At 71.9% G+C, this 24271-nt stretch carries 18 protein-coding genes; 11 read left to right on the top strand and 7 right to left on the bottom strand.

Annotation, left to right across the window (positions count from 1 at the left end; translation table 11 throughout):
- Positions 1–305: 305 nt before the first annotated feature.
- The gene (locus BIV57_RS15870; RefSeq protein WP_071657468.1) at positions 306–830 is read left to right on the top strand and encodes a DUF2617 family protein; all 525 of its coding nucleotides are present in this window, start codon (positions 306–308) and stop codon (positions 828–830) included.
- 63 nt (positions 831–893) lie between these two features.
- Here the strand turns inward: BIV57_RS15870 and BIV57_RS15865 are convergent, their stop codons facing one another.
- Positions 894–1943, bottom strand: coding sequence for a LacI family DNA-binding transcriptional regulator (locus BIV57_RS15865; protein WP_071657467.1), 1050 nt, complete (start codon positions 1941–1943; stop codon positions 894–896).
- A 179-nt stretch (positions 1944–2122) separates the two neighbouring features.
- Between BIV57_RS15865 and BIV57_RS15860 the strand changes: the two genes are divergently transcribed.
- From BIV57_RS15860 to BIV57_RS15850, 3 genes are read left to right on the top strand one after another with little or no spacing between them, the layout of a single operon-like run.
- On the top strand, positions 2123–3040 hold the full coding sequence (locus BIV57_RS15860; RefSeq protein ID WP_245797715.1) for an ABC transporter permease: 918 nt from the start codon (positions 2123–2125) through the stop codon (positions 3038–3040).
- A complete protein-coding gene (locus tag BIV57_RS15855; protein WP_245797713.1) occupies positions 3040–3942 on the top strand; it encodes a carbohydrate ABC transporter permease in 903 nt (300 codons plus the stop codon). Before BIV57_RS15860 ends, BIV57_RS15855 begins: the two co-directional genes overlap by 1 nt.
- A gap of 5 nt (positions 3943–3947) precedes the next feature.
- Complete coding sequence (locus BIV57_RS15850; RefSeq protein ID WP_175548773.1) at positions 3948–5618, top strand: extracellular solute-binding protein; 1671 nt, start codon at positions 3948–3950, stop codon at positions 5616–5618.
- A gap of 74 nt (positions 5619–5692) precedes the next feature.
- On the opposite strand, the gene clpB is transcribed toward BIV57_RS15850, so the two are convergent.
- Positions 5693–8362 carry an ATP-dependent chaperone ClpB gene (gene clpB, locus BIV57_RS15845; protein WP_071657464.1) on the bottom strand — a complete coding sequence of 890 codons (2670 nt, stop codon included), beginning with the start codon at positions 8360–8362 and terminating at the stop codon, positions 5693–5695.
- A 242-nt stretch (positions 8363–8604) separates the two neighbouring features.
- On the opposite strand from clpB, the gene BIV57_RS15840 reads away from it, so the two are divergent.
- From BIV57_RS15840 to BIV57_RS15825, 4 genes are read left to right on the top strand one after another with little or no spacing between them, the layout of a single operon-like run.
- Positions 8605–10302: an Hsp70 family protein gene (locus BIV57_RS15840; RefSeq protein ID WP_071657463.1), complete on the top strand. Its 1698-nt coding sequence runs from the start codon at positions 8605–8607 to the stop codon at positions 10300–10302.
- 28 nt (positions 10303–10330) lie between these two features.
- Positions 10331–11371, top strand: a complete 1041-nt coding sequence (locus BIV57_RS15835) for a J domain-containing protein (protein ID WP_071657462.1) — start codon at positions 10331–10333, stop codon at positions 11369–11371.
- Positions 11368–11901 carry a nucleotide exchange factor GrpE gene (gene grpE, locus BIV57_RS25240; RefSeq protein ID WP_071657461.1) on the top strand — a complete coding sequence of 178 codons (534 nt, stop codon included), beginning with the start codon at positions 11368–11370 and terminating at the stop codon, positions 11899–11901. The genes BIV57_RS15835 and grpE (BIV57_RS25240) overlap by 4 nt, the downstream gene beginning before the upstream one ends.
- Before the next feature lie 11 nt (positions 11902–11912).
- Positions 11913–12200 (top strand): hypothetical protein, encoded by a 288-nt coding sequence (locus BIV57_RS15825; RefSeq protein WP_071657460.1) that lies wholly within the window; start codon positions 11913–11915, stop codon positions 12198–12200.
- A 22-nt stretch (positions 12201–12222) separates the two neighbouring features.
- Here BIV57_RS15825 and BIV57_RS15820 read toward each other — a convergent pair whose 3' ends face one another.
- The 4 genes from BIV57_RS15820 to dnaK all read right to left on the bottom strand — a co-directional run bounded on the left by BIV57_RS15820 (position 12223) and on the right by dnaK (position 16657).
- Positions 12223–12693 (bottom strand): heat shock protein transcriptional repressor HspR, encoded by a 471-nt coding sequence (locus BIV57_RS15820; protein ID WP_071657459.1) that lies wholly within the window; start codon positions 12691–12693, stop codon positions 12223–12225.
- Positions 12694–12698: 5 nt separating this feature from the next.
- Positions 12699–13907 carry a molecular chaperone DnaJ gene (gene dnaJ / locus BIV57_RS15815; protein WP_071657458.1) on the bottom strand — a complete coding sequence of 403 codons (1209 nt, stop codon included), beginning with the start codon at positions 13905–13907 and terminating at the stop codon, positions 12699–12701.
- Positions 13908–14087: 180 nt separating this feature from the next.
- The gene (gene grpE, locus BIV57_RS15810; RefSeq protein WP_071657457.1) at positions 14088–14786 is read right to left on the bottom strand and encodes a nucleotide exchange factor GrpE; all 699 of its coding nucleotides are present in this window, start codon (positions 14784–14786) and stop codon (positions 14088–14090) included.
- Positions 14783–16657: a molecular chaperone DnaK gene (gene dnaK / locus BIV57_RS15805; RefSeq protein ID WP_071657456.1), complete on the bottom strand. Its 1875-nt coding sequence runs from the start codon at positions 16655–16657 to the stop codon at positions 14783–14785. The genes grpE (BIV57_RS15810) and dnaK overlap by 4 nt, the downstream gene beginning before the upstream one ends.
- Before the next feature lie 277 nt (positions 16658–16934).
- Here dnaK and BIV57_RS15800 point away from each other — a divergent pair, with 277 nt between their 5' ends.
- The gene (locus BIV57_RS15800) at positions 16935–19124 is read left to right on the top strand and encodes a (Fe-S)-binding protein (RefSeq protein ID WP_071657455.1); all 2190 of its coding nucleotides are present in this window, start codon (positions 16935–16937) and stop codon (positions 19122–19124) included.
- A 33-nt stretch (positions 19125–19157) separates the two neighbouring features.
- On the opposite strand, the gene BIV57_RS15795 is transcribed toward BIV57_RS15800, so the two are convergent.
- Positions 19158–20672, bottom strand: coding sequence for a glycoside hydrolase family 26 protein (locus tag BIV57_RS15795; RefSeq protein WP_175548772.1), 1515 nt, complete (start codon positions 20670–20672; stop codon positions 19158–19160).
- Positions 20673–20827: 155 nt separating this feature from the next.
- Here BIV57_RS15795 and BIV57_RS15790 point away from each other — a divergent pair, with 155 nt between their 5' ends.
- The gene (locus BIV57_RS15790; RefSeq protein WP_071657453.1) at positions 20828–22642 is read left to right on the top strand and encodes a DUF308 domain-containing protein; all 1815 of its coding nucleotides are present in this window, start codon (positions 20828–20830) and stop codon (positions 22640–22642) included.
- A gap of 27 nt (positions 22643–22669) precedes the next feature.
- Entirely contained in the window at positions 22670–24256 is a 1587-nt protein-coding gene (locus BIV57_RS15785; RefSeq protein ID WP_079170368.1) for a glycosyltransferase family 2 protein, read from the top strand.
- Positions 24257–24271 lie beyond the last annotated feature (15 nt).

Genomic DNA, 24271 nt, shown 5'->3' with positions numbered 1-24271 from the left:
GCTGACGATTATTCACAGAGATGTCCTGATATCAGCCATCTTTCCCCCTTTCGAAGGACCCTGGCCCCCCGTTCGATTGCCGCACCCGCCCTACTGCTCCCGGCCCGCACGCATGGACAGGGAGCGCATTTGGGTAAAACCCCCTCGGAAGCGGCACCGCCGTGCTTTTCTCTTTCAGGCGCCACCATCCCCCGACCACACCTTTTACCTCTCGGGCGCGCGTCCGCACACGGGCGCGCTCCCGCTCACAGCCATGCCCGCTCACAGCCATGCCCGCACGCACGACCCACGGGGAGCACCTGCCGATGATGGCGACGCTGACCACCGCCTACAGCGACACCCGCGCCGAGGACCTGACCTGGTGCCTCGGCCAGGACCCGCTTCCGGCCCTGGCCGTCCTCGACCTCGACCTCGCCGACACCACCGTCCAGCTCCGCCTGCTCGGCGCGTCCCACCAGGTGCTGGTGGACGGCCCGGCGGGGCGCTGCTCGGAGACGGTCGCCTGCCTGCCCGGCGCCAAGTCGCCGCTCCCCGCGCTGGTCGCGGAGCGCGCGGACGGCTGGGAGTACGAGTTCTCCGCGCTGGTGGAGCGGCCGACGGAGGCGGGGTTCGCGGCCCGCGCCCAGGAGCTGGTGGCGCTCGCCCGCGAGCATCCCAGCGCCCTGGTGGGGACGTTCCCCGGCCATCCGCACGCCTTCACCGCGCTGCTGGTGGAGGCCGAACCGGGCACCGCGGCGCTCCGCTGGCGCACCTGGCACGCCTACCCGCAGGAGGCCCGCCTGGTCTGCACCCGCACCCGGATGTTCCCCGCCCTCGTCATGGCGGCCTGACGTGGCCGCGGCCCGGCACCGGGGTTCGGGGCGGCACCGCCCGCACCGACAGGCGCAGAAACGTCACTCCGGCGCGGGCCCCGTCGAGCCCCGCACGATGAGCCGCATCGGCGCCGCCTCGACATCGCCCACGTCCGCCCCGTCCACCCGGTCCAGCAGCAGCCGCGCCGCCAGCCCCCCGTAGGCGGCGACATCGCGGCCCAGCGCGGTGAGCGGCGGATGCACCAGCCCGCAGAGCGTGGAGTCGTCCCAGGCCACCAGCGACACCCGGCCCGGCACCGGGACCCGCATCTCCTGCGTCACGGCCGCGCCCGCCACCGCCATCACGTCGTTGTCGTAGACGATCGCCGTCGGCGCCGCGCGGCGGATCAGCAGCGCGCGCGTCGCCCGGGCGCCCTCCTCGCCGGAGTAGTCGGCGTGCAGCACCGCCGGCCCCTCCGCGGCGTCGCCCTCCAGCCCATCCAGCCCCAACTCCGCGCTGCGGCGCCGGAACTCGGCGACCCGGGTGGCGGTGTGCGCCAGCTCCGGCAGCCCGGCGACGTAGGCGATCCGCCGGTGGCCGAGCGAGTACAGGTAGTCCAGGCACTCCCGCACCGGCGCGGTGTTGTCCGACCACGCCGCGGTGACGCCGCCGGTGCCCTCGGGGCCGCCGACCACCACCGCGGGCAGGTCCAGCGACTCGACCAGCGCGATCCGGCTGTCGTCCTCGCGCAGGTCGCACAGGAAGACGCCGTCCACCCGGCGCGCCGCCCACCAGGCGCGCAGCGTCCGCTGCTCGGCGTCCTCGCCCTCCACCACCTGGAGCAGCAGCCCGGTGCCGCGGTCGGCGAGCGCCGCCTCGATGCCGGAGATCAGCTGCATGTAGAACGGCTCCGCGCCGAGCGTGCGGGCGGGCCGGTCGAGCAGCAGGCCGAGGGTGTCGGTGCGGGTGCCGGAGAGCGCGCGGGCGGCCGAACTCGGCTGCCAGCCCGCCGACTCGGCGGCGTTCAGCACCCGGGCGCGGGTGGCGGCGGCGACTCCGGAGCGGCCGTTGAGGGCCGCCGAGGCGGTGGCCTTGGACACGCCCGCGGCGCGGGCGATGTCGTCGATGGTGGTGCGACGTGCCGGGCTCATACGCCAAGTCAACCCATGAACCGGTTCGGAAGCAACTACCGGCCCGCACCTCCCTCGCTTGAAGCCATGCCACAGCACCGCACCAACAGCGGTTTCCGTACGGCCTCTTGACGTCCGAACCGGTTCGGATATTCACTTCGGTCGTCCCGCCGCACCGCTGCCGAGGGGGCCGCATCGTCATGTCCGCACCACCGGGTCGCCATCGGACCCCGCTCCACCGCCGCATCTGGCGGGAGCGCTGGATGTACGCCCTGATCCTCCCGGGGCTGCTGTACTTCGTCGTCTTCCGCTACGTCCCGCTGCTGGGCAACATCGCCGCATTCCAGCAGTACTCGCCCTACTTGGGCTTCGGCGGAAGCCCCTGGTCGGGGCTGTCGAACTTCACGGCGATGCTGCACGACCCCGAGGTGCTGACCGCCACCAGGAACACCGTGGTGATCAGCTTCCTGCAGATCGCCTTCGCCTTCCCGGCGCCGGTGGCACTCGCGCTGCTGCTCAACAGCGTGATGAGCGGGCGTGTGAAGCGGTTCGTACAGAGCGTCGTCTATCTGCCGCACTTCATCAGCTGGGTGATCGTGGTCGCCGTCTGGCAGCAGGTGCTCGGCGGGGACGGGCTGCTCTCGCACGTGATCGGCGACCCCGGCTTCAACCTGATGGGCGATCCGTCCTGGTTCAAGGCCCTGATCACCCTCCAGGTGATCTGGAAGGACACGGGCTGGAACACCATCATCTTCCTGGCCGTGATCACCCGGATCGACGCCTCGCTCTACGAGTCGGCGGCGATGGACGGGGCCGGCCCCTGGCGCCGCACCTGGCACGTCACCCTGCCCGCGATGCGCGGCATCTTCGTGCTGCTGCTGATCCTCCGGCTGGGCAGCGTGCTGACCGTCGGGTTCGAGCAGATCCTCCTCCAGCAGAACGCGGTCGGCTCCGACACCGCCGAGGTGCTGGACACCTTCACCTACTTCCGGGGCGTGGTCGCCGGCGACTGGGGCATCGCCACCGCCGCCGGCCTGATCAAGGGCGTCATCGGAACGCTGCTGGTGGTCGGCGCCAACAAGCTGTCCAAGCGGATGGGAAGCGAGGGAGCGTTCTGATGGCCCGCACGCATGCCGAGACCCGGCCGCCGTGGATGGAGAAGCCCCGGAGGACCACCACCGGGCTGAAGGCCCTGCTGCTGGTGCTCGTGGTCGTGATGGTGGCCTACCCGCTGGTCTACATCCTGGCCGTGAGCCTGTCGGCCAGCGGCGCCCCGGTCGGAGACGGGCTGGTGCTCTGGCCCGGCAGGATCTCCTTCGACGCCTACCGCACCGTGCTCAACGGCGGGATCGTCACCCGGGCCCTGCTGATCTCCATCGGCGTCACTGTGGTCGGCACCCTCATCGCGATGGTGTTCACCGTGGCGATGGCCTACGGGCTCACCCGCACCAAGGACGTGCCCGGCTCCCGCTTCATCCTCTACCTGGTCCTCGGCACCATGCTCTTCGGCGCCGGCATCATCCCCAACTTCCTGCTGGTCAAGTCGCTGGGGATGGTCAACACCTACTGGTCGCTGATGATCCCGGGCGCCATCAGCGCCTTCAACCTGGTGGTCGTCCGCAACTTCTTCATGGAGATCCCCAAGGAGCTGTACGACGCGGCGCGCATCGACGGCGCCGGCGAGCTGCAGATCCTCTGGCGCGTGGTGCTGCCGCTCTCCAAGGCCGTGCTCGCGGTGATCTCGCTCTTCTACGCGGTCGCGCTGTGGAGCGACTTCTTCAACGCCCTGCTGTACCTGAACGACACCAGCAAGTGGCCGATCCAGCTGGTGATGCGCCAGTACGTGCTGGAGGGGACGTCGCTAGGGGGCCTGTCCCACAACCCCAACGCCCCGCAGCCGCCGAGCCACTCCGTCCAGATGGCCGTCACCGTGCTGGCCACCATTCCGATCCTGATCGTCTACCCGTTCCTGCAGCGCTACTTCACCCGAGGTGTGCTGGTCGGAGCGGTGAAGGGATGAGAGCGATGCAGAACAGACGCACCTTCCTGCGCGGCTCGGCGGCGGTCGCCGCGGCCGCCGGCGCCGCCCCGCTCCTCTCCGCCTGCGGCAGCGGTACCGGCGGCGGCGGGGCCAAGGACGCCGCGAACCGCACCTTCAGGGCGCCGGCCAGGACGGCCGCCCCGCGGGTCGCCGGCGCCGAGCCGGGCAACGCCCCCGGCGTGCCGACGGTGATGACGGCCTACCCCGACCAGCCCTTCAGGTCCGTGGCGAACAAGCCCGGCAAGGGCGGCGACGTCGGCATCTTCCAGCTGGTGTGGGGCGCCCCGCCGTCCGGCAAGGGCAACCTGTGGCTGGAGCAGCTCAACCAGCGGCTGGGGGTGACGCTCAAGCAGACCCTCGTCCCGTCCGACTCGTTCGGCGACAAGACCCAGACCACCGTCGCGGCCGGCAGCCTGCCCGACCTCTTCTACATCAACAACGATGTGTCGATGGCCCCGGCGGTGCTGCGCTCGGTCGCCCAGGGGGCGTTCACCGAGCTCAGCGAGTTCCTCGGCGGCGACGCCGTCAAGGAGTTCCCCAACCTGGCCCGCCTGGAGACCTACACCTGGAAGAACTCCTCGGTGCAGAACGGGATCTACGGCGTCCCGCGCGGCACCCCGCTGATCAACAAGATCCGCTACTACCGCAGCGACTGGCTCAAGGCGGCGGGCATGTCCGAGCCCAGGACGCTGGACGAGCTGTTCGCCATGCTCACCGGCTTCACCAGGGCGAGCCTGCCGAACCACAAGGGCGGCAGCCCCTACGCCATGGTCGACTGGTGCGACGACGTCTTCCAGTCCGTCTTCGGGGTGCCCAACAAGTGGCGGGAGAGCGGCGGCAAGCTCACCCACTACATCGAGACGGACGCGTTCGAGGCGTGCCTCGCCTTCCAGCGCAAGCTGTGGAAGGCCGGCGCGTACCACCCCAACACCCCGACGCTCAGCGTCACCCAGCAGGGCGACCTGTTCAACCAGGGCCGGGTCGGGCTCTACGGCAACGGCATCATGAGCGTGGTGTCCCCGCAGGGCAGCATCGACCAGCTGGTGAAGGCCTTCCCCAAGGCCGGGATGGCCCCGCTGATCCCGCCGGGCCACAGCGGCGGCAACCCGCAGATCCAGCAGGAGCCCGGGTTCTTCGGGATGTTCGGCATCCCCTCCTCGGTGAGCCGGAACGGCAGGAACAAGGCCAGGGTCAAGGAGCTGCTGGGCATCCTCGACTACATGGCCGCGCCGTTCGGCAGCGAGGAGTACCTCTTCATGGAGTACGGGATTGAGGGCAAGAACTACACCATGAAGGGCGGGCAGATCACGCCGAACGCGACCCCGCCGGCGAACGTCACGATGATCAACTACCTGGACCAGCCGGAGAACGCCACCGCGTACTTCCCCGGCGAGGTGGAGCGGGCCCGGGAGGTGCAGAAGGTGATCGAGAAGGCCACCCCGATCTCCATCGCCAACCCGACGACGGGGCTCTACTCCGGCCTGGCGATCTCCAAGATGCCGTCGCTGGACCAGATGGCGACGGACGCCAAGATCGGCATGATCACCGGCCGCGAGCCGATGTCGAAGCTGAAGGAGCTGCGCGCGAACTGGAAGTCCCAGGGCGGCGAGCAGGTCCGCGCCGAGTACGAGAGGGCTCTCGCCAAGACGAAGTAGCCCCACCCCGGCACCCCGCCCGCCCAGGCTTTGCCTGGGCGGGCGGGGTGCCGGGGCGAAGGGGCGGCGACACGTCACCGCACCGGCCGGACGGTCAACTCCCTCGCAAGGTCGTCCTCGTCAAGACCGTCGTCGCTGGACGGCAGGTACTCCATGACGTCCACCTCCACGGCGTCGCCGTCCCGCACCTCGCCCGAGAGGATCTCGCGGGCCAACCGGTCCCCGATCTCCTTCTGCACCAGCCTCCGCAGCGGCCGCGCCCCGTACGCCGCGTCCGCGCCCCCCGTCTCCGCGAGGAACGCCCGCGCGCCGTCCGACAGCCGCAGCGTCAGCCGCCGCTCCTTCAGCCGCTGCTGGAGGGCCGCCACCTGGATGTCGACGATCTTCCGCAGCGCCTCGCCGCCCAGCGGCTCGAAGACGATCACCTCGTCGAGCCGGTTGTAGAACTCCGGCTTGAGGCTGCCGCGGACCACCTCCATGATCTTCTTCCGGGCGACCGCCATGTCCTCGGTCGCCTTCCCGGTGGTGGAGTCGATCAGATACTGCGATCCCAGGTTCGACGTCAGGATCAGGATGGTGTTCCGGAAGTCGACGGTGCGGCCCTGGCCGTCCGTCAGCCGGCCGTCGTCCAGCACCTGCAGCAGCACGTCGAAGACCTCGGGGTGCGCCTTCTCCACCTCGTCCAGCAGCACCACGCTGTACGGGCGGCGGCGGACCGCCTCCGTCAGCTGGCCGCCCTGGTCGTAGCCGACGTAGCCGGGGGGCGCGCCCACCAGCCGGGCCACCGAGTGCTTCTCGCCGTACTCGCTCATGTCGATGCGGACCATGGCGTGCTCGTCGTCGAAAAGGAAGTCGGCGAGCGTCTTGGCCAGCTCGGTCTTGCCGACGCCCGTCGGGCCCAGGAAGAGGAACGAACCGATCGGCCGGTCGGGGTCGTTGATGCCCGCCCGGGAGCGCCGCACCGCGTCGGAGACCGCGGAGACCGCCGCGTCCTGGCCGATCAGCCGGGTGCCGATGGCCTCCTCCATGCGCAGCAGCTTCGCCGACTCGCCCTCCAGCAGCCGGCCGGCCGGGATGCCCGTCCAGGCGGAGACCACATCGGCCACATCGTCCGGGCCGACCTGCTCCTTGACCATGGACGGCGTCGCGGTCCCCGACTCCGAGGCCTTCTCGCTCTCCGCGGTGGCGTCCGCGAGCTCCTTCTCGGCCCGCGGGATCTCGCCGTACTGCAGCCGGGACGCCGCCTCGAAGTCGCCGTCCCGCTGCGCGCGCTCGGCCTCGCCGCGCAACTCGTCCAGCTTCTCCTTGAGCTCACCGACCCGGTTCAGGCCGGCCTTCTCCTGCTGCCAGCGCGCCTTGAGGCCGTTCAGCTCCTCCTGGCGGTTGGCCAGGTCGCGCCGGATCTTCTCCAGCCGCAGCGCGTCGGCCTCGTTGGACTCCGCGTCGCGCTCGACGGCCAGCTCCTCCATGTGGAGGCGGTCGACCTGGCGCTGCAGCTCGTCGATCTCGACGGGGCTGGAGTCGATCTCCATCCGCAGCCGGGAGGCGGACTCGTCGATCAGGTCGATCGCCTTGTCCGGGAGGAAGCGCGAGGTGATGTAGCGGTTGGACAGCGTTGCCGCCGCGACCAGCGCGGAGTCCGCGATCTGCACCTTGTGGTGCGCCTCGTAGCGGCCCTTGAGCCCGCGCAGGATGCCCACCGTGTCCTCGACCGACGGCTCGCCGACGAAGACCTGCTGGAAGCGGCGCTCCAGCGCGGCGTCCTTCTCGATGCGCTCGCGGTACTCGTCGAGCGTGGTGGCGCCGACCATCCGCAGCTCGCCGCGGGCCAGCATCGGCTTGAGCATGTTGCCCGCGTCCATCGACGAGTCGCCGCCGGCGCCCGCGCCGACAACGGTGTGCAGCTCGTCGATGAAGGTGATGACCTGGCCGTCGGAGTCCTTGATGTCGGAGAGCACGGCCTTCAGCCGCTCCTCGAACTCGCCGCGGTACTTCGCCCCGGCGACCATCGCGCCCAGGTCGAGGGCGACCAGCCGCTTGTCGCGCAGCGACTCGGGGACGTCGCCGGCGACGATGCGCCGGGCGAGGCCCTCGACCACGGCGGTCTTGCCGACACCGGGCTCGCCGATCAGCACCGGGTTGTTCTTGGTGCGTCGGGAGAGCACCTGGACGACGCGCCGGATCTCGGCGTCCCGCCCGATGACCGGGTCGAGCCGGCCGGCGCGGGCCGCCTCGGTGAGGTCGGTGCCGTACTTCTCCAGCGCCTTGAAGGTCGACTCGGGCTCCGGCGAGGTGACCCGGGAGCTGCCGCGCACCTGGGCGAAGGCGTCGAGCAGCGCCTTGGGCGTGGCACCCTGCTTCTTCAGCAGGTCGGCGGCCGCGCCGCCCTTGTCGGCGAGCGCGACCAGCAGGTGCTCGGTGGAGACGTACTCGTCCTTCAGCGCCGCCGCGCGCTTGCCGGCCTCGGCCAGCACGTCCATGGTGTCGCGGCCCAACTGGGGCGCGGCGACGGTGGAACCCTGCGCGCTGGGCAGCGAGGCGAGCAGCCGGTCCGCCTGGTTGCGGAGCTCTCCGGTGTCGGCGCCGACGGCCTCCAGCAGCGGGCCGACCGTGCTCTCCGGCTGCTCCAGCAGGGCGAGCAGCATGTGGACGGGCCGCACGTCCGGGTGGCCGGCGCCCGAGGCGCGCCGGATCGCCGAGGACAGGGCTTCTTGGGACTTGGTGGTGAGCTTGTTCGCGTCCACGGGTGTGGGCTGCCTCCCCTTCTGGATACCGGCTGACTAAGTTGAGTCTAACGCGCTCAACTTTGCTGCGGTAGTACCTTCGGGCAGCCTCCGGGGCAGCGCCGCGTCCCTTAGGGGCGGCCCCGTGTTGATCCCTTGTTGCCGTGTCACGCCGGGGCCCCGGCCCTAGACTTGGCACCGCCCGGGGCCGCACGCACGGGCCGGAACCGACCGACGAATCACAGCACTCAAGGGGGATCCGCGTGGCACGCGCAGTCGGCATCGATCTGGGCACCACCTACTCGGCGGTGGCGGTCACCGACCGCCTCGGCACACCCGAGATCCTCCGCAACCGCGAGGGCGAGAACATCACCCCCAGTGTGGTGCTCTTCCAGGGCGGCAGCGTGGTGGTCGGCACCCAGGCCAAGCGCTCCGCGGCCACCGCGCCCGAGCACGTGGTGCAGTTCGTCAAGCGCCGGATCGGCGAGCCCGGCGTGGTCTACAGCGCCGACGACGGCACCGACTACCGCGCCGAGGAGATCTCCGCGCTCATCCTCAAGCGCCTCAAGGAGGACGCCGAGCTGGTCCTCGGCGAGGAGGTCGACCGCGCGGTCATCACCGTCCCCGCCTACTTCGACGACGCCCGCCGCGTCGCGACCAGGGACGCCGGACGGATCGCCGGCCTCGAGGTGCTCCGCGTCATCAACGAGCCCACCGCCGCCGCCCTCGCCTACGGCCTGGACGCCGAGCCCGGCGAGTCGCCCGGCACCATCCTCGTCTTCGACCTCGGCGGCGGCACCTTCGACGTCACCGTGATGCGCATCGAGGACGGCGAGTTCGAGGTGCTGGCCACCGACGGCGACCGCAACCTCGGCGGCTACGACTGGGACAACGCCCTGATGTCCCACCTCAACACCCAGTTCATGGAGGCCGGCGGCCCCGACCTGCTGGAGGACGACCGGGCCACCGCCGAGCTGCGCGACAAGGCCGAGATCGCCAAGCGCACCCTCTCGCTCGCCCCGCAGGCCGTCGTCGCGCTCTCCGCCGACGGCCACCACGAGCAGCTCCGCATCACCCGCGAGACCTTCGAGCAGATCACCAAGCACCTCCTCGACCAGTGCGAGATCCTCGCCGAGTCGGTGGTGCGGGTCGGCGCCGGCCTCGACTGGTCCGGCATCGACAAGGTGCTGCTGGTCGGCGGCTCCACCCGGATGCCGATGGTCGTCGACCTGGTCGCCCGGCTCTCCGGCAAGGAGTCCGAGCGGGGCGTCGAGCAGGACGAGGTGGTGGCGCTCGGCGCCGCCCTGGTCGCCCTCGACGAGGAGGTGCGCGGCAAGGAGGCCGAGCGCAAGGCCACCGCGCAGGCCGCCCAGGCGGCCCCAGGCGCCGACGACACCCCGACGCTGACGGGCACTCAGGACGTCAGCTCCAACGCCGACGCCTCCGACACCCTCGACCTGCCGCAGACCCCCGTCCCGCTGACCAAGGCCGCACCCGGCAGCGGCCTCGCCCGCCTCACCGGCGGCAAGGTCACCGGCTTCAAGGACGTCACCTCGCAGGCCCTCGGCGTGGTCGCCACCGACGAGGAGGACCACACCCGCGAGTACAACGTGGTCGTCATCCCCAAGAACACCACGCTGCCGGCGAAGAAGAGCGAGACCCTCAACACCCTCTACGACAACCAGACCCGGCTGCGGGTCCAGGTCACCGAGGGCGAGGACGACGACCTGGAGTACGTGGCCATCCTCGGCGAGTCCACCCTGGAGATCCCGCCGCACCCCAAGGGCGCCCCGCTGGACATCACCTACTCCTACGACCTGGACGGCATCGTCCACGTCGAGGTGCGGGACGTCACCGAGGACCGCTTCCTCGGCGAGTTCGAGATCGAGCGGACGGCCAACCTGGCGGACGAGGAGATCGGCGACGCCATCGGCCGCGTCTCCCGCACCGAGGCCCTCTGAGCGCGGATCCGACGGGACGTCACCGGCCATGACCACTCCGGACGGAGACCACTACAGCCTGCTGGGCATCCCGGCCGACGCGGACGAGGCCACCGTCCGCGCCGCCACCGCCCACCAGCTGCGCCGCTGGACCTCCCGCGCCTCCACCAGCCCCGATCTGGAGGCGCGGCAGCGCGCCGAATCCCGCGTGGCCGCGCTCAACCGCGCCAAGCGGGAGCTGCTCGACCCCGACCTGCGCGCCGCCTACGACCGCCGGCTCGCCGCCGGCACCACCGCGGCCCAGACCGGCGAGCGGCGGGCGGCCACCGCCACGCCCCCGCCGCGCAGCCGGCCGCGGCAGCGCTCGGGCCCCGGGCAGCCGGTGCAGTCCGGTCCGTCCGGCGCCAACTCGCCGTGGCTGGAGCGCGCCTGGGCCTCGGTGGAGAAGAAGAGCTTCGACGACGCGATGTACGAGGCGCGCAAGGCCACCTCCGAGACGCCGCGCAGCGCCTCGGCGTGGCTGCTGCTGGGCTGGCTGCGCTGGCAGCGCCGCGACCTGGACGGCGCCGCGGCGGCGTACCGCACCTCGATACGGCTCGCGCCGGGCGACCCGCGCCCGCACATGGAGCTGGGCGACGTGCACCGCTGGCGCGGCGCGCTCGCCGCGGCGCGCGCGGAGTACGCCAAGGCCGCCGAACTGGGCCCGGAGACCGCGCTGTACCGCGAGGCGGTGCACGAGGCCGAGGTGGACATCGACCGCCGGACGCGCTCCGCGGCGCTGGAGGAGCAGGGCCGCCACCAGGAGGCGCTGGACATCTGCTTCGCCCTGATCGACCGCTGCTACGGCGACGGCGAGCTGCACAACCGCATCGGGCGGTGCATGTCGGTGGTGGCCAACGGCTTCCGGCACTACCCGTCGGACGGCTCGCTGCCCTACATCCCCAGCCGGGACGCGGCCGCCGAGGTGAAGCAGTGGGCGAGCGCCGCGCTCTCCTACGAACTGACCGACGAACGCCTCGTCAAGAAGCTCCGCGAGGACATCCACTTCGCGGACATGATCATCGACCGCCGAGCGGAGCCGCGCAGATGACCACAGTGCCCGAGGGCCACCCCGAGCCCCAGCCCGACGCCCAGCCCGAGGCCCACGACCCGTTCGCCGTGGTCGCCGACGCGCTGGACGGCGTCCGCGCCGAGCTGGCCGAGACCAACGACCGGATCGGCCGCCGGCTGCTGGCCGACCGGGAGCGGCGGGCGGGCGTCGACGCGCTGCAGTCCGAGCTCTCCCGCACCCGCGACATGGCCGAGGGCCGCGTGCTCCAGCCGCTCCTGTACGACCTGGTGCTGCTGCTGGACCGGGTGGAGCGGGAGCCGGCGACGCCGTTCACGGAGTCGGTGCGCATCGAGCTGCTCACCCTGCTGGAGAAGTACGGGCTGCGGCGCCTCAGCGAGGAGGACGGGCCGTTCGACCCGTCCCAGCACGAGGCCGTCGCCACGGTCCCCGCGGAGTCGCCGGAGCAGGCGGGCACGGTAGCAGAGACCTTCCGACCTGGGTACGCAATTGACTCCAGGATCATCCGACCGCGTCAAGTAAGCGTCTACACTGCTGAGAAGGCCCCATAACCTCTGGCGGTATGGCAACCACCATGGACGAACTCGAGCGACGCGTCGAACTCATCGAGATCCGGCTCTCGGCGGATCAGCTGCTGCTGCACCGCGCGGTCCGAGCCCTCCAGGACGACACCCGTGTCATCAAGTCGGACGTCGTCGACATTAAGTCGGACGTCGTCGGCATCAAGGCAGTCCAAGCAGAGCACTCCGCAAAACTTGACCACCTCAACACCGCCGTAGGCCAACTCAACACCGCGGTCGGCGCGATCATGCGCCATCTGGGCATCGACGGGGCCGAGCCCCAGCAGTAACCACCGGCCGCGGGGCCGCCGCTCAGCGGCGGCCCTGGCGCCAGACCACGACGGCGCTGGACTGCCGCACCTGACGGACCGGCAGCAGATTGCCGTCGCCCAGCGGGGACGACGTCGGCTGCGGCGCCACGGGACGCGCCCGCATCCCCGCCGCCGCCGCGGCGGCGTCCATCGTCGCCTCCAGCTCCGCGACCCGCGCACGCAGCGCCGCGACCTGGTTCTCCAGCTCGATGATCCGCTTGATGCCGGCGAGGTTGACGCCGTCCTCCTGCGACAGCTGCTGCACCTGCCGCAGCTGCGCGATGTCCCGCGCCGAGTACCGGCGGCCGCGCCCGGCCGCCCGATCCGGCGAGACCAGCCCGAGCCGGTCGTACTGACGCAGCGTCTGCGGATGCAGCCCGCTCAACTGCGCCGCCACCGAGATCACATACACCGGTGCGTCCTCGTCGAGCGGGAAGCCCGCGCCTCCACTGCCCGGTTGCCTGCCCGCCATCGCCGTCACACTCCCTTCACGGCCTCGAACAGCTGTGCCCTGGGGTCTTCGTCGGCGACGGCGCTGCGGTAGTCCTCCAGCGCCTCCCGGGCCTTCTTCGTCAGGTTCGCCGGGACCTGCACCTCCACGGTGACCAGCAGGTCTCCGCGGCTGCCGTCCTTGCGCGTGGCGCCCTTGCCGCGGGCGCGCAGCGTGCGGCCGTTGGCGATGCCCGGCGGCAGCTTCAGCGTCACCGGCGGGCCGCCCAGCGTCGGCACCTTGATCTGCGCCCCGAAGACGGCCTCCGTGAAGGAGACCGGCACCGTCACGGTCAGGTTGTCGCCCTTGCGTCCGAACACCGGATGCTTCCCCACATGGACGGTGACATAGAGATCGCCGGCCGGACCGCCGCGCTCGCCCGGCGCGCCCCGGCCCTTGAGCCGGATGCGCTGCCCGTCGGAGACGCCCGGCGGGATCCGCACCTGCATGCTGCGCGCGCTGGTGGCGCGGCCGGAGCCCTTGCACACCTCGCACGGGTCGTCGACCAGCAGGCCGCGGCCCTTGCACTCGCGGCACGGCTCGGAGAAGGCGAAGCCGCCCTGGCTGCGGGATGTCTGGCCGGTGCCCACGCAGTTGGGGCAGACCCGCGGCGTGGTGCCGGCCTTGGCGCCGGTGCCCGCGCAGGTCTTGCACGCCTCCTGGCTGGTCATCCGGAGCGGGACGGTGGCGCCGTCGACCGACTCGGTGAACTTCAGCGTCACCTCGGTCTCGATGTCGGCACCGCGCCGGGCCTGGGTGCGGTTGCCGGTGCCGCCGCCGCGGCCGAAGAGGCCGCCGAACACATCGCCGAGGCCGCCGCCGAAGCCGCCGCCCGAGCCCTGTGTCCCGCCGCCGCCACCCGTGCCGGTGTTGCCGCCGCCGAAGAGGTCGCCGAGGTCGAAGGAGAAGCCGCCCCCGGGGCTGCCGGCGCCCGCGCCCGTCCGGCCGCGCATGCCGCCGCCGAAGAGCGCCCGCGCCTCGTCGTACTCCTTGCGGCGCTTGGGGTCGGACAGGACGTCGTTCGCCTCGGAGATCTCCTTGAAGCGCTCCTCGGCCTTCGCGTTGCCCTTGTTGGCGTCCGGGTGGAACTCGCGCGCGAGCTTCCGGAAGGCCTTCTTGATCTCCGCGGTGGTGGCGTCCTTCGGCACACCGAGGACCTTGTAGTAGTCCTTCTCCAGGTAATCCTTGGTGCTCACCGTCGGCCCTCCTCCCCGAACCCGTCACTTGCGACAGTACGGCAACGCCGGGCCGAGCGGAGCGGACGCGGCGTCACCGCGTCCTCTCCGCCCGCCCGTCGCCCGCCACCGCCCTTCCAAGGAAGCGCTTCGCGCCCTCTTGACAGTTCGCCGCTGCTCGGCGGACACGCCCTCAAGGCGTCAGTCTCCGTTCTCGTCCGACGGCTTGTCGGCGTCCTTGCCGTTCGCCTTCGTCTCCTCGGCCTCGGCCGGCTCGGCCGCCTCCTCGGACTCCGACTTCTCGGCGCCCGGCTGCGGTTCGGCGACCGCGACCCGGGCCGGGCGCAGCACCCGCTCACCCAGCCGGTAGCCGGGCTGCAGGATCTGCACACAGGTGGTCTCCTCGACGTCGGCCGAGTAGCTGTGCATCAGCGCCTCGTGGATCGTCGGGTCGAAGGGCTCGCCCTCCTCGCCGAACTTCTCCAGGCCCAGCTTGGCGGCCGTGGCCTCCGTCGACTCGCCCACCGACTTGAAGCCGCCGACGAGCTCGTTGTGCTCGCGGGCGCGGCCGATGTCGTCCAGGATCGGCAGCAGGTCGGAGAGGACCGCGGCGACCGCGACCTCCTTGACCGTCTGGCGGTCCCGCTCCACGCGCTTGCGGTAGTTCTGGTACTCCGCCTGCAGACGCTGCAGGTCGCCGGTGCGCTCGGCCAGCTGCTTGCGCAGCCTCTCGGCCTCCTGCTCCAGCTCCGCCACCCGGCGCTTCGACGCCTTGCCCTTGTCGTCCGCTCCGGGGGCCTCCCCCGCCCCCGCCTTGCCGGCGGAAGCGGAGGAGCCGTTGCCGGTGCCGTCCTTCGGGGCGTCCGGCTCGGAGGGGACGCCCTGCGTCTCCTCCGTCACCGGGCCTCACCGTCCTTCTTGTCCTCGTCGACGATCTCGGCGTCCACGACGTCGTCCTCGGCGGCGGAGGACTTGGCGTCCGCGTCGGCGGCACCCTCGGCACCGGCCGCGCCGTCCTCCGAGGAGGCCTGCGACGACTGGGCGTTGGCGTAGAGCGCGGAGCCCAGCTTCTGGCTGGCGGCGGCGAGCTTCTCGGAGGACTCGCGGATGGCCGCGGTGTCCTCGGCCTTCAGCTTCTCCTTCAGCTCGGCGACGGCCTCGTCCACCTCGGACTTGGCGTCGGCCGGGACCTTGTCCTCGTTGTCCTTGATGAACTTCTCGGTCGTGTAGACGAGCTGCTCGGCCTGGTTGCGGACCTCGGCGGCCTCGCGGCGCTTGTGGTCCTCCTCCGCGTACTGCTCGGCCTCGCGCATCATCCGCTCGATGTCGTCCTTCGGCAGCGCGGAGCCGCCGGTGACGGTCATCCGCTGCTCCTTGCCGGTGCCGAGGTCCTTGGCGGAGACGTGCATGATGCCGTTGGCGTCGATGTCGAAGGTGACCTCGATCTGCGGGACGCCGCGGGGCGCCGGCGGCAGACCGGTCAGCTCGAACATGCCGAGCTTCTTGTTGTAGGCCGCGATCTCGCGCTCGCCCTGGAAGACCTGGATCTGCACGGACGGCTGGTTGTCGTCGGCCGTGGTGAAGATCTCCGAACGCTTGGTCGGGATCGTGGTGTTGCGCTCGATCAGCTTCGTCATGATGCCGCCCTTGGTCTCGATGCCCAGGGACAGCGGGGTGACGTCGAGCAGCAGGACGTCCTTGACCTCGCCCTTGAGGACGCCGGCCTGGAGGGCGGCGCCGACGGCGACGACCTCGTCCGGGTTGACGCCCTTGTTGGGCTCCTTGCCGCCGGTGAGCTCGCGGACCAGCTCGCCCACGGCCGGCATCCGGGTGGAGCCGCCGACCAGCACGATGTGGTTGATGTCGCCGAGCTGGATGCCGGCGTCCTTGATCACATTGTGGAACGGCGTCTTGCAGCGCTCCAGCAGGTCGTTGGTGAGCTGCTGGAACTGGGCCCGCGTCAGCTTCTCGTCGAGGTGCAGGGGGCCCTCGGCGGAGGCGGTGATGTAGGGCAGGTTGATCGAGGTCTCGGAGGACGAGGACAGCTCGATCTTGGCCTTCTCGGCGGCCTCGCGGAGCCGCTGGAGCGCCATCTTGTCCTTGGACAGGTCGACGCCGTGGCCGTTCTGGAACTGCTTGACCAGGTGGTCGACGACCCGCTGGTCCCAGTCGTCGCCGCCGAGGTGGTTGTCGCCGGAGGTCGCCTTGACCTCGACCACGCCGTCGCCGATCTCCAGCAGGGACACGTCGAACGTGCCGCCGCCGAGGTCGAACACCAGGATGGTCTGGTCCTCCTTGTCCATGCCGTAGGCAAGGGCGGCGGAGGTGGGCTCGTTGACGATGCGCAGCACGTTGAGGCCCGCGATCTCGCCGGCCTCCTTGGTGGCCTGGCGCTCCGAGTCGTTGAAGTAGGCGGGGACGGTGATGACCGCGTCCGTCACCTTCTCGCCGAGGAAGGACTCGGCGTCCCTCTTCAGCTTCTGCAGGATGAACGCGGAGATCTGCTGCGGCGAGAACTTCTTGCCGTCGATCTCGATGTTCCAGTCCGTGCCCATGTGCCGCTTGACGGAGCGGATCGTCCGCTCGACGTTCGTCACGGCCTGCCGCTTGGCCACCTCGCCGACGAGGACCTCGGCGTTCTTGGCGAAGGCGACGACGGACGGGGTCGTCCTGGCGCCCTCGGCGTTGGCGATGACGGTGGGCTCGCCACCCTCGAGCACACTGACGACGGAGTTCGTCGTCCCCAGGTCGATGCCGACCGCACGTGCCATCGTGATTCCTCCGGAACAGTCATTGAGAAGTTGAGCAGTACGGACTCAAGGATGCGTCCCGCTGGAGCCGGAGTCAAGAGACCTGAGTCGGTGCGGCTCAACCTCGGGGTCGCCTCCGGGTCGACCCGGGGTCACCGCGGCGTCGCTCTCCGGGTTCGGCCACCCGGTCGAACCCGGGCCTTCACGGCTAAGTTACCGACCGGTATGCTTCAGCCGACCGGCACGTCCCCGTAGGTTGCGTACCCGAACCTCCGCGCACCCCCTTGGAGCCACCCCGATGCAGCTCGCCGCCATCGTCGTGAGCATCGTCGTCACGGTCGTGGGCATCGCCCTCGCCCTGCGCGCGGTCGCCCACATCGTCCGGTACACCCTGACCGGCCGCCGGGATCCCACCCGGCTGGGCGACTGGAAGGACCGCGGCATCACCCTGGCCCGCGAGTTCCTGGGGCACACCCGGATGCTCAAGTGGAACGTGATGGGCGTCGCGCACTGGTTCGTGGCGGTCGGCTTCTTCACCCTCTTCCTCACCATCGTCAACGCCTTCGGCCAGCTGTTCGTCGCCGACTGGGCGCTGCCGATCATCGGGCACTGGATCGTCTACAACCTCTACGTCGAGGTCATCGGGCTGCTCACCACGCTCGGCATCCTGGTGCTGATGGCGATCCGGCTGATGGACCTGCCGTCCCGGCCCGGCCGCAAGTCGCGCTTCGCGGGGTCGGTGGCCTGGCAGGCCTTCTACGTCGAGTACACGATCCTCGGCATCGGGATCTGCATCCTGCTGCTGCGCGGGCTGGAGGGCGCCCTCGCCGGGCTGCACCACTACGACGCCGACTACCTGATCACCTACCCGCTGGTCGCGGCGTTCCGCGGGCTGTCGGTGGGCACCCTGCAGAACCTCGTCTACCTGGTCGCCGCGCTGAAGATCTGCATCTCCTTCGCCTGGGCGATCACCATCGGCCTCAACCCCAACATGGGCGTGGCCTGGCACCGCTTCTCGGCGTTCTTCAACATCTTCTTCAAGCGCAACCCGCGCGGCGAGGTGGCGCTGGGGGCGCTGCAGCCGATCCGCGGCGAGGACGGCGCGCCGATCGACTTCGAGACGGTCTTCGACGACAGCGACGACGAGGACGCGGCCGAGCCGGTGCTTGGCGTCTCCAAGGTCGAGGAGTTCTCCTGGAAGGGCCTGCTGGACTTCGCGACCTGCACCGAGTGCGGCCGATGCCAGTCGCAGTGCCCGGCGTGGAACACCGGCAAGCCGCTCTCCCCGAAGCTGATGGTGATGACGCTGCGGGACCACGCGTTCGCCAAGGCGCCCTATCTGATGGCGGGTGAGGACAAGAGCGGGGTCGCGGCGGGCGCGGTCGCGGAGGCCGAGCGGCCGCTGATCGGCACGGCGGAGGAGAACGGGGTGCTCGACCCCGACCTGCTGTGGTCCTGCACCACCTGCGGCGCCTGCGTCGAGCAGTGCCCCGTCGACATCGAGCACGTCGACCACATCATCGACATGCGCCGCTACCAGGTGATGATCGAGACCTCGTTCCCGTCCGAGGCGGGCACGATGCTCAAGAACCTGGAGAACAAGGGCAACCCGTGGGGCCTGGCGAAGAAGGCCCGCGTCGCCTGGACCAAGGAGGTCGACTTCGAGGTCCCGGTGCTGGGCGAGACCGCCGACCCCGCGGAGACCGAGTACCTGTACTGGGTGGGCTGCGCCGGCGCCCTGGAGGACCGGGCGAAGAAGACCACCAAGGCCTTCGCCGAGCTGCTGGACATGGCCGGCGTGAAGTGGGCGATCCTCGGCAAGGAGGAGTCCTGCACCGGCGACTCGGCGCGCCGGCTGGGCAACGAGTTCCTCTTCCAGATGCTGGGCCAGCAGAACGTCGAGGCGCTCAACGCGGCGATGGAGGACATGCCCAAGAAGAAGATCGTGGCGACCTGCCCGCACTGCTTCAACACCATCGCCAACGAGTACCCGCAGCTCGGCGGGAACTACGAGGTCGTCCACCACACCCAGCTGCTGCAGCACCTGGTGGACGAGGGGCGGCTGACGCCGGTCACCCCGGTGGAGGGCCTGATCACCTATCACGACCCCTGCTACCTGGGCCGGCACAACAAGGTCTACACCCCGCCGCGCGAGATCATCGCCAAGGTCCCGGGGCTGCGCAGCGAGGAGATGCACCGCCACAAGGAGCGGGGCTTCTGCTGCGGCGCGGGCGGCGCGCGGATGTGGATGGAGGAGCGGATCGGCAAGCGCATCAACCACGAGCGGGTCGACGAGGCGCTCTCCCTCAACCCGGACATCGTCTCCACCGCCTGCCCGTTCTGCCTGGTGATGCTCTCGGACTCGGTGAACTCCCGGCCGGAGGGCGAGGTCAAGCCGGACCTGAAGGTGGTGGACGTGGCCCAGCTGCTGCTGGACTCGGTCAGGGCCGACGAGCCGGAGCCCGAGCCGGAGCCGGCCGACGCCTGACGCCGACGCCTGGCGCCTGAGGCCCGACGCCTTCTAGTGCCCCGCGCCGCTGCCGGGCGGGTCGACGGCGGTGCGGGCGGGGGAGTCGCGGTGCAGGGCCTCGGGCCAGGCGGCGCCTTCCCCGCCGGTGAGCACCGCCGGATCGCGGTAGCTGTCGCGCACCTCGGCGGGGCTGTTGTCCTCGGAGAGCGCCTGGCCCCACACCGACCAGAGCACCCAGGGGCTGCGGTCGAGGGCGGCGACGGCGGACGTCACCGGAAGGTGAAACGATTCCGCCAGCATCCGGGGCTTCCGGTACCGGCCCAGGGCGTCGTACTGGACGCTCGTGTAGGGGGCGCCGTCCAGCGGGCGGCCCGGCGTCTCCAGGTAGTCGTCCACCGCGACCAGGTCGACGTAGCGCGAACCCGGGTAGTAGGGGCGGGGGTCGACGGCGTGGCCGGAGCCCCAGGCGATCGGGGACCAGACGAAGATCAGGTTGTGCAGGCCCCGGGTGCCGACCAGGTAGTCGTACATGATCGTCCACAGCTCGCGGTACTGCGCCGGGGTCGCCGAGGACCACCAGAAGGCATGGCAGCCCGGCTGGTTCATCTCGTGGTACGGCCGCAGCAGCACCGGCACGTCGTAGGCCGCGTAGTACTGCAGGTGGTCGGCGAGGTAGCGAAGGTCCGTCAGCAGCGCCCGGTACTCGGGGGTGTTGCCGCGCCAGTCGACCACCCGACCCATCCAGGACGGGTCGGTGCGGGCCGGGGAGTCGGTGCAGTGGGTGGTGGCGTAGGACTTCACCGGGGCGCCCGGGTAGGGCTCGTGGAAGGACATCCCGACCAGGCCGGCGGGCCGGCCGCCGTTGGCGAAGTCGGAGCGGTCCGCGGCGGGCGCGGCGGCCGGGGCGCCGGGGCAGGTCGGGTCCGCGGCGGCGGGGCCGGACGCGTAGGAGCCGTCCGGCTTGCGCGGGTAGCCCTTCCAGACGGCCATCAGCAGATCGGTGGCGTCGTCGGTGTAGCCCCAGTGGTCCCGGCAGGACGGCCAGGCCGCGTCGTACCAGCGGCCGCCGCCCGCCCCCCAGCCGGTGTCGCCGTAGCCGGGGCCGAGGTCGGTCTCGACGAAGCCGGGCAGCCGTCCGCCGCTCAACTCGGCGGCGCGGCGGTAGTAGTGGCCGGGCCGGCGGTCGCCCTTGGCGGCGTCCCCGTACTCCGGGTTGTAGCGCTCGTTCTGCGCCTCGACGTGCTGGCCGAGGACGGTGCGCGAGGCGCGGCCGGCGCGGGCGGCGTTCTCCTCTCCGGCCAGCATCCGGTAGACGGCGCGGGCGTTGGGGGTGGCCCGCGGGTCGCGGGCGGCCAGGTCGGTGGCGACGGCCGGCAGCTTCGGGCGGCCGCGGCCGCCGCCGTAGGGGTCGGCGAGGCCGACCGCGGAGACCACGAACGCCAGTGCGGCGACGAGGCCGAGGACGGAGAGCACGAGACCGCGCAGCGGCCCGCGCAACCACGGGAGCGGGCCCCCGCCGCCCGCCGTGGACCACCCCGTCGGAAGGTGCAGCATCCCCCGTCGCATCCGTCGCTCCCCTGGTTATCGCCGCACCGGCACCGGATTGTTAGCTTCCGACCCCTTCATCGGGGCGACCCGTCCCCTAAGACCGCATACAGTAGTGCGAGTCGCATGACGGGCGGGCATTGCTGAGAGTGCCGTGACACGACAGGGGGTTGGCAATGAGCGGGGGCTTCCGGACGGCGGCGCGCTCCGAGGCCGAGGAGGGCGGCGGCCGGCTCTGGACCGTCATCGCCGTCCTGGCACTGGTGTTCGGGGCGGTGAACCTCGCCTGGGCCGTGCACAGCGCGTTCTGGTCCGTCGGCTCGATCGGCGACTACCTCAAGGCGATCTTCTACTACGGCGGTCCCACCAAGGACGACGCGGACACCGGCAGCCTCATCTCCGGCGTGCTCTACGCCGTGCTGGGCGTCCTGACGCTCCGTCGCAACGCGGCCGGGATGATGCGCGGCGCGCTCCTCGCGCTCTCCGTCTTCCTCGGCTACAACATGGTGCGCAGCCTGACGGGCGCGCTCTTCGACCCCGCCCAGAAGACGTACTTCACCGGCACCACCGAGGGCGAGCTGAAGCTCACCACCACGGTGCTGGGGGTGCTGATCTCGCTGGCGCTGATCGTGCTGCTCGGCTTCCTGATGCGCGGCGTCGGCCGCAGCGCGGACGCCGGCACCGGCGCCGCGGCGCCGGCCGCGCCCTGGGGCGGGGTGCCGAACGCCGGGTTCCCGGGCCAGGGTTCGCCCGCGCAGCCCCCGGCGACGGCGATGACGCAGCCCGGCGCGCCCGAGCTGACGACCGTGCCGCAGCCGCAGCAGCCCCCGTTCGGCGCGCCCGCGGCGGCGCCGGCCGCCGCCGACCCGTACGCGGCGCAGCCCTCGCTGGGCGGCGGCTCGCTGGGGGCCCCGGCCACCGAGCGCGTCCAGCCGTCCCAGCCCTCGCAGCCCTCGCACCTGCCCGCGGCGCCGGCGCAGCCCGTTCCGCCGGCGACGCCCCAGCAGCCCCAGCAGCCGGTCGCCCCGGCCGCGTTCGGCGCCGAGGCCCCGGTGCAGTCGGCCGCGTCCGCGCCGCAGGCTCCGGTGGCGCCGGGGCCGCAGACCGGGCCGGAGTTCAACTGGGGCCCGCCCACCGAGTCGGTCTCCGGCTCCGGCGCCGACGGCACCCTCGGCTCGATGGAGCTGCCCGTCCCCGCGCAGGCCGCGCCGCAGGTGAGCGCCTCCCGACCGGTCGAGCGCCAGCCCGGTGACGACCCGCGCGCCGCGCTGCTGCAGCCCGGCGACCGCCGTCCGGACGCCGCCGCGGCGGCCGCCGCCCAGCGGTCCAGCGGGGGCGCCTCCGACACCAGCACGTTCATGTTCCCGCGGCCGAACGACGCCGAGCCGGCCGCTCCCGGGCAGCCCCCGGCCGCCGCTCCGGCTCCGGCCCCTGCCCCTGCCCCTGCTCCGGCCGCATCGCCGGTCCCGGAGCAGGCCCCGGCCCCCGAGGCCGAGCGCTCCGGCCCGACGCCGCCCGAGATCCGCGCGCTGCTCGCCCCCTTCGGCGCCACGGACAACGCCCCGCAGGCGCCGCCCGAGGACACCCCGCGCGGTGCCGGCGACGCCGGCTCGGCCGAGTCGTCCGCCTCCTCCGCCTCCTCCGGCGGCACCACCGCCTGGAACATCGCCGCCCCGGCCACGGCCTCCGCGCCGGCCGCGCCGCAGGTGGAGCGCCAGGACACCACCACCAGCTACCGGTTGGCCGCCCCGGAGGAGCCCCCGGCGGACGAGCCGCGGGACACCCCGCCGGCCGGCTGGGCGGAGCGGTCCGGCGAGGCGCCCGCCGCCTCCGAAGCACCCGCCGCACCCGCCGCGCCCGCCGCGCCGCAGGTCGAGCGGCAGGACACCACCACCAGCTACCGGCTCGCGGCGCCCGAGGACGCGCGCCCCGCCGACGCCGCAGGAGCCCCCGGGCGGTCCCCGGAGGACTCCGAGGAGAAGCCCAACTAACCGCCAGCGAACCGGACCCGACCGCTGATGCCCGCAGTCCCCTCCGGGGTCGCCGACCAGTCGCCCTCACCGCGCCGCCCCGATGCGGCCGGCCAGGGCGGCCGGGGGCGCCACGCCCGAGACGCCGACACCCTCGCCGAACCGCAGCCCCCGATACCCGGGCCGCGCCCGGTGGCCGGAGGGTCCCTCGCCCATCCGCTGGGCTCGGCGCACCGCGCGCCATGGCGCCCCAGGGTCTTCCCCTTCCTCCTCTTCTACGCGCTGATCGTCGCCGTCTGCGGCTACGTCTACCGCCCCGACGAGACCGTGCAGGGCTGGATCCTGACGATCGTGTGGTCGATGCCCGCCGTCGGCATCGCCGTCGGGGTGCAGGGCATCTTCCTCTCCCGGCTGCGGGCCCGGCAGCTCGACCGGCTGCCGCTGCCCGAGCCCGCCACCGCGGAGACCCTGCTGGTCGTGGTGCCGACCATCGGCCGCGACGACACCTACCCGGCGCTCGCCCGCTCCGTCCGCTCCTATGTGGCGCACCTGCCCGAGTGGTTCCGCGGCGGCTTCCGGGTGGACATCGTTACCGAGGAGGGCTGCTCGGCCGGCGCGAAGATCGACGAACTCGCCGCCGAGGACCCGCGGATCCGCGTCGTCACCGTCCCCAAGCGGTACGTCACCCCGCGCGGCACCCGCTTCAAGGCGCGCGCCAACCACTACGCCCATGAGCTGCGCCGCGCCGAGGGCGAGGCCCGCGACGACGTGTGGGTGCTGCACATGGACGACGACACCGGCGTCGGCCGCGACACCGCGATCGCCCTCGCCCAGTTCCTTCAGGCCCAGCGGAGCGCCAAGTCGTTCCGTCAGAAGCACCTCGCCCAGGGCATCCTGTGCTACCCGCGGGAGTACGCGCACAGCCGCTTCACCTGGTTCGCGGACGCGGTGCGCCCCGCCGACGACATCTCCCGCTTCCGGGCGCTCACCGGGCTCGGCACTCCGCTCGCCGGGCTGCACGGCGAGCTGCTGGTGATCCGCGCCTCCGTGGAGGCCGAGATCGGCTGGGACTTCGGGCCGCGCTGCATCGTCGAGGACGCCCAGCTCGCCCTGCACTTCTGCCGCCGCTACCCGGGCCGCTCCGACTGGTTCGCGGGCCGCTCGTACGGCGCCTCCCCCGCCACCGTCCCGGACTTCGTGCGGCAGCGCGCCCGCTGGGCGCAGGGCCTGCTGCGGCTCTCGCTGACCCGCTCGGTGCCGCTCAAGCAGCGCGCCTTCCTCGCCGTCAACGTGCTGGCCTGGGTGCTCAGCCCGTTCCAGCACATCAGCATCGTGCTGCTGGTCGCCTGGCTCACCGGCCACATGAACACCGCGCCGGTGACCGCCTCGGTGATCCTGGTGTGGGGCCTGAACTTCGCCTACACCCTGTGGATGTACTGGGAGGGCCTGCGGATCAACGCCCAGGCCAGCGTCCGGGGCTGGGGGATGCGGCGCTGGTGGGAGCCGCCGCTGGTGCTGCTGGGCATACCGGTGTTCGCGATGCTGGAGGGCTGGGGGACGGCCCTCGGCCTCTTCCGCTTCGTCTTCCTCGGCCGCCGCCGCACCGAGTTCACCGTGATCGCGAAGCCGGCGTGAGGGGCGGTATTTCCG

Source organism: Mangrovactinospora gilvigrisea (assembly GCF_001879105.1).
Taxonomy (GTDB): domain Bacteria; phylum Actinomycetota; class Actinomycetes; order Streptomycetales; family Streptomycetaceae; genus Mangrovactinospora; species Mangrovactinospora gilvigrisea.
The sequence above is the reverse complement of the archived record's forward strand: the minus strand, read 5'-3'. Positions and strand labels throughout refer to the sequence as shown.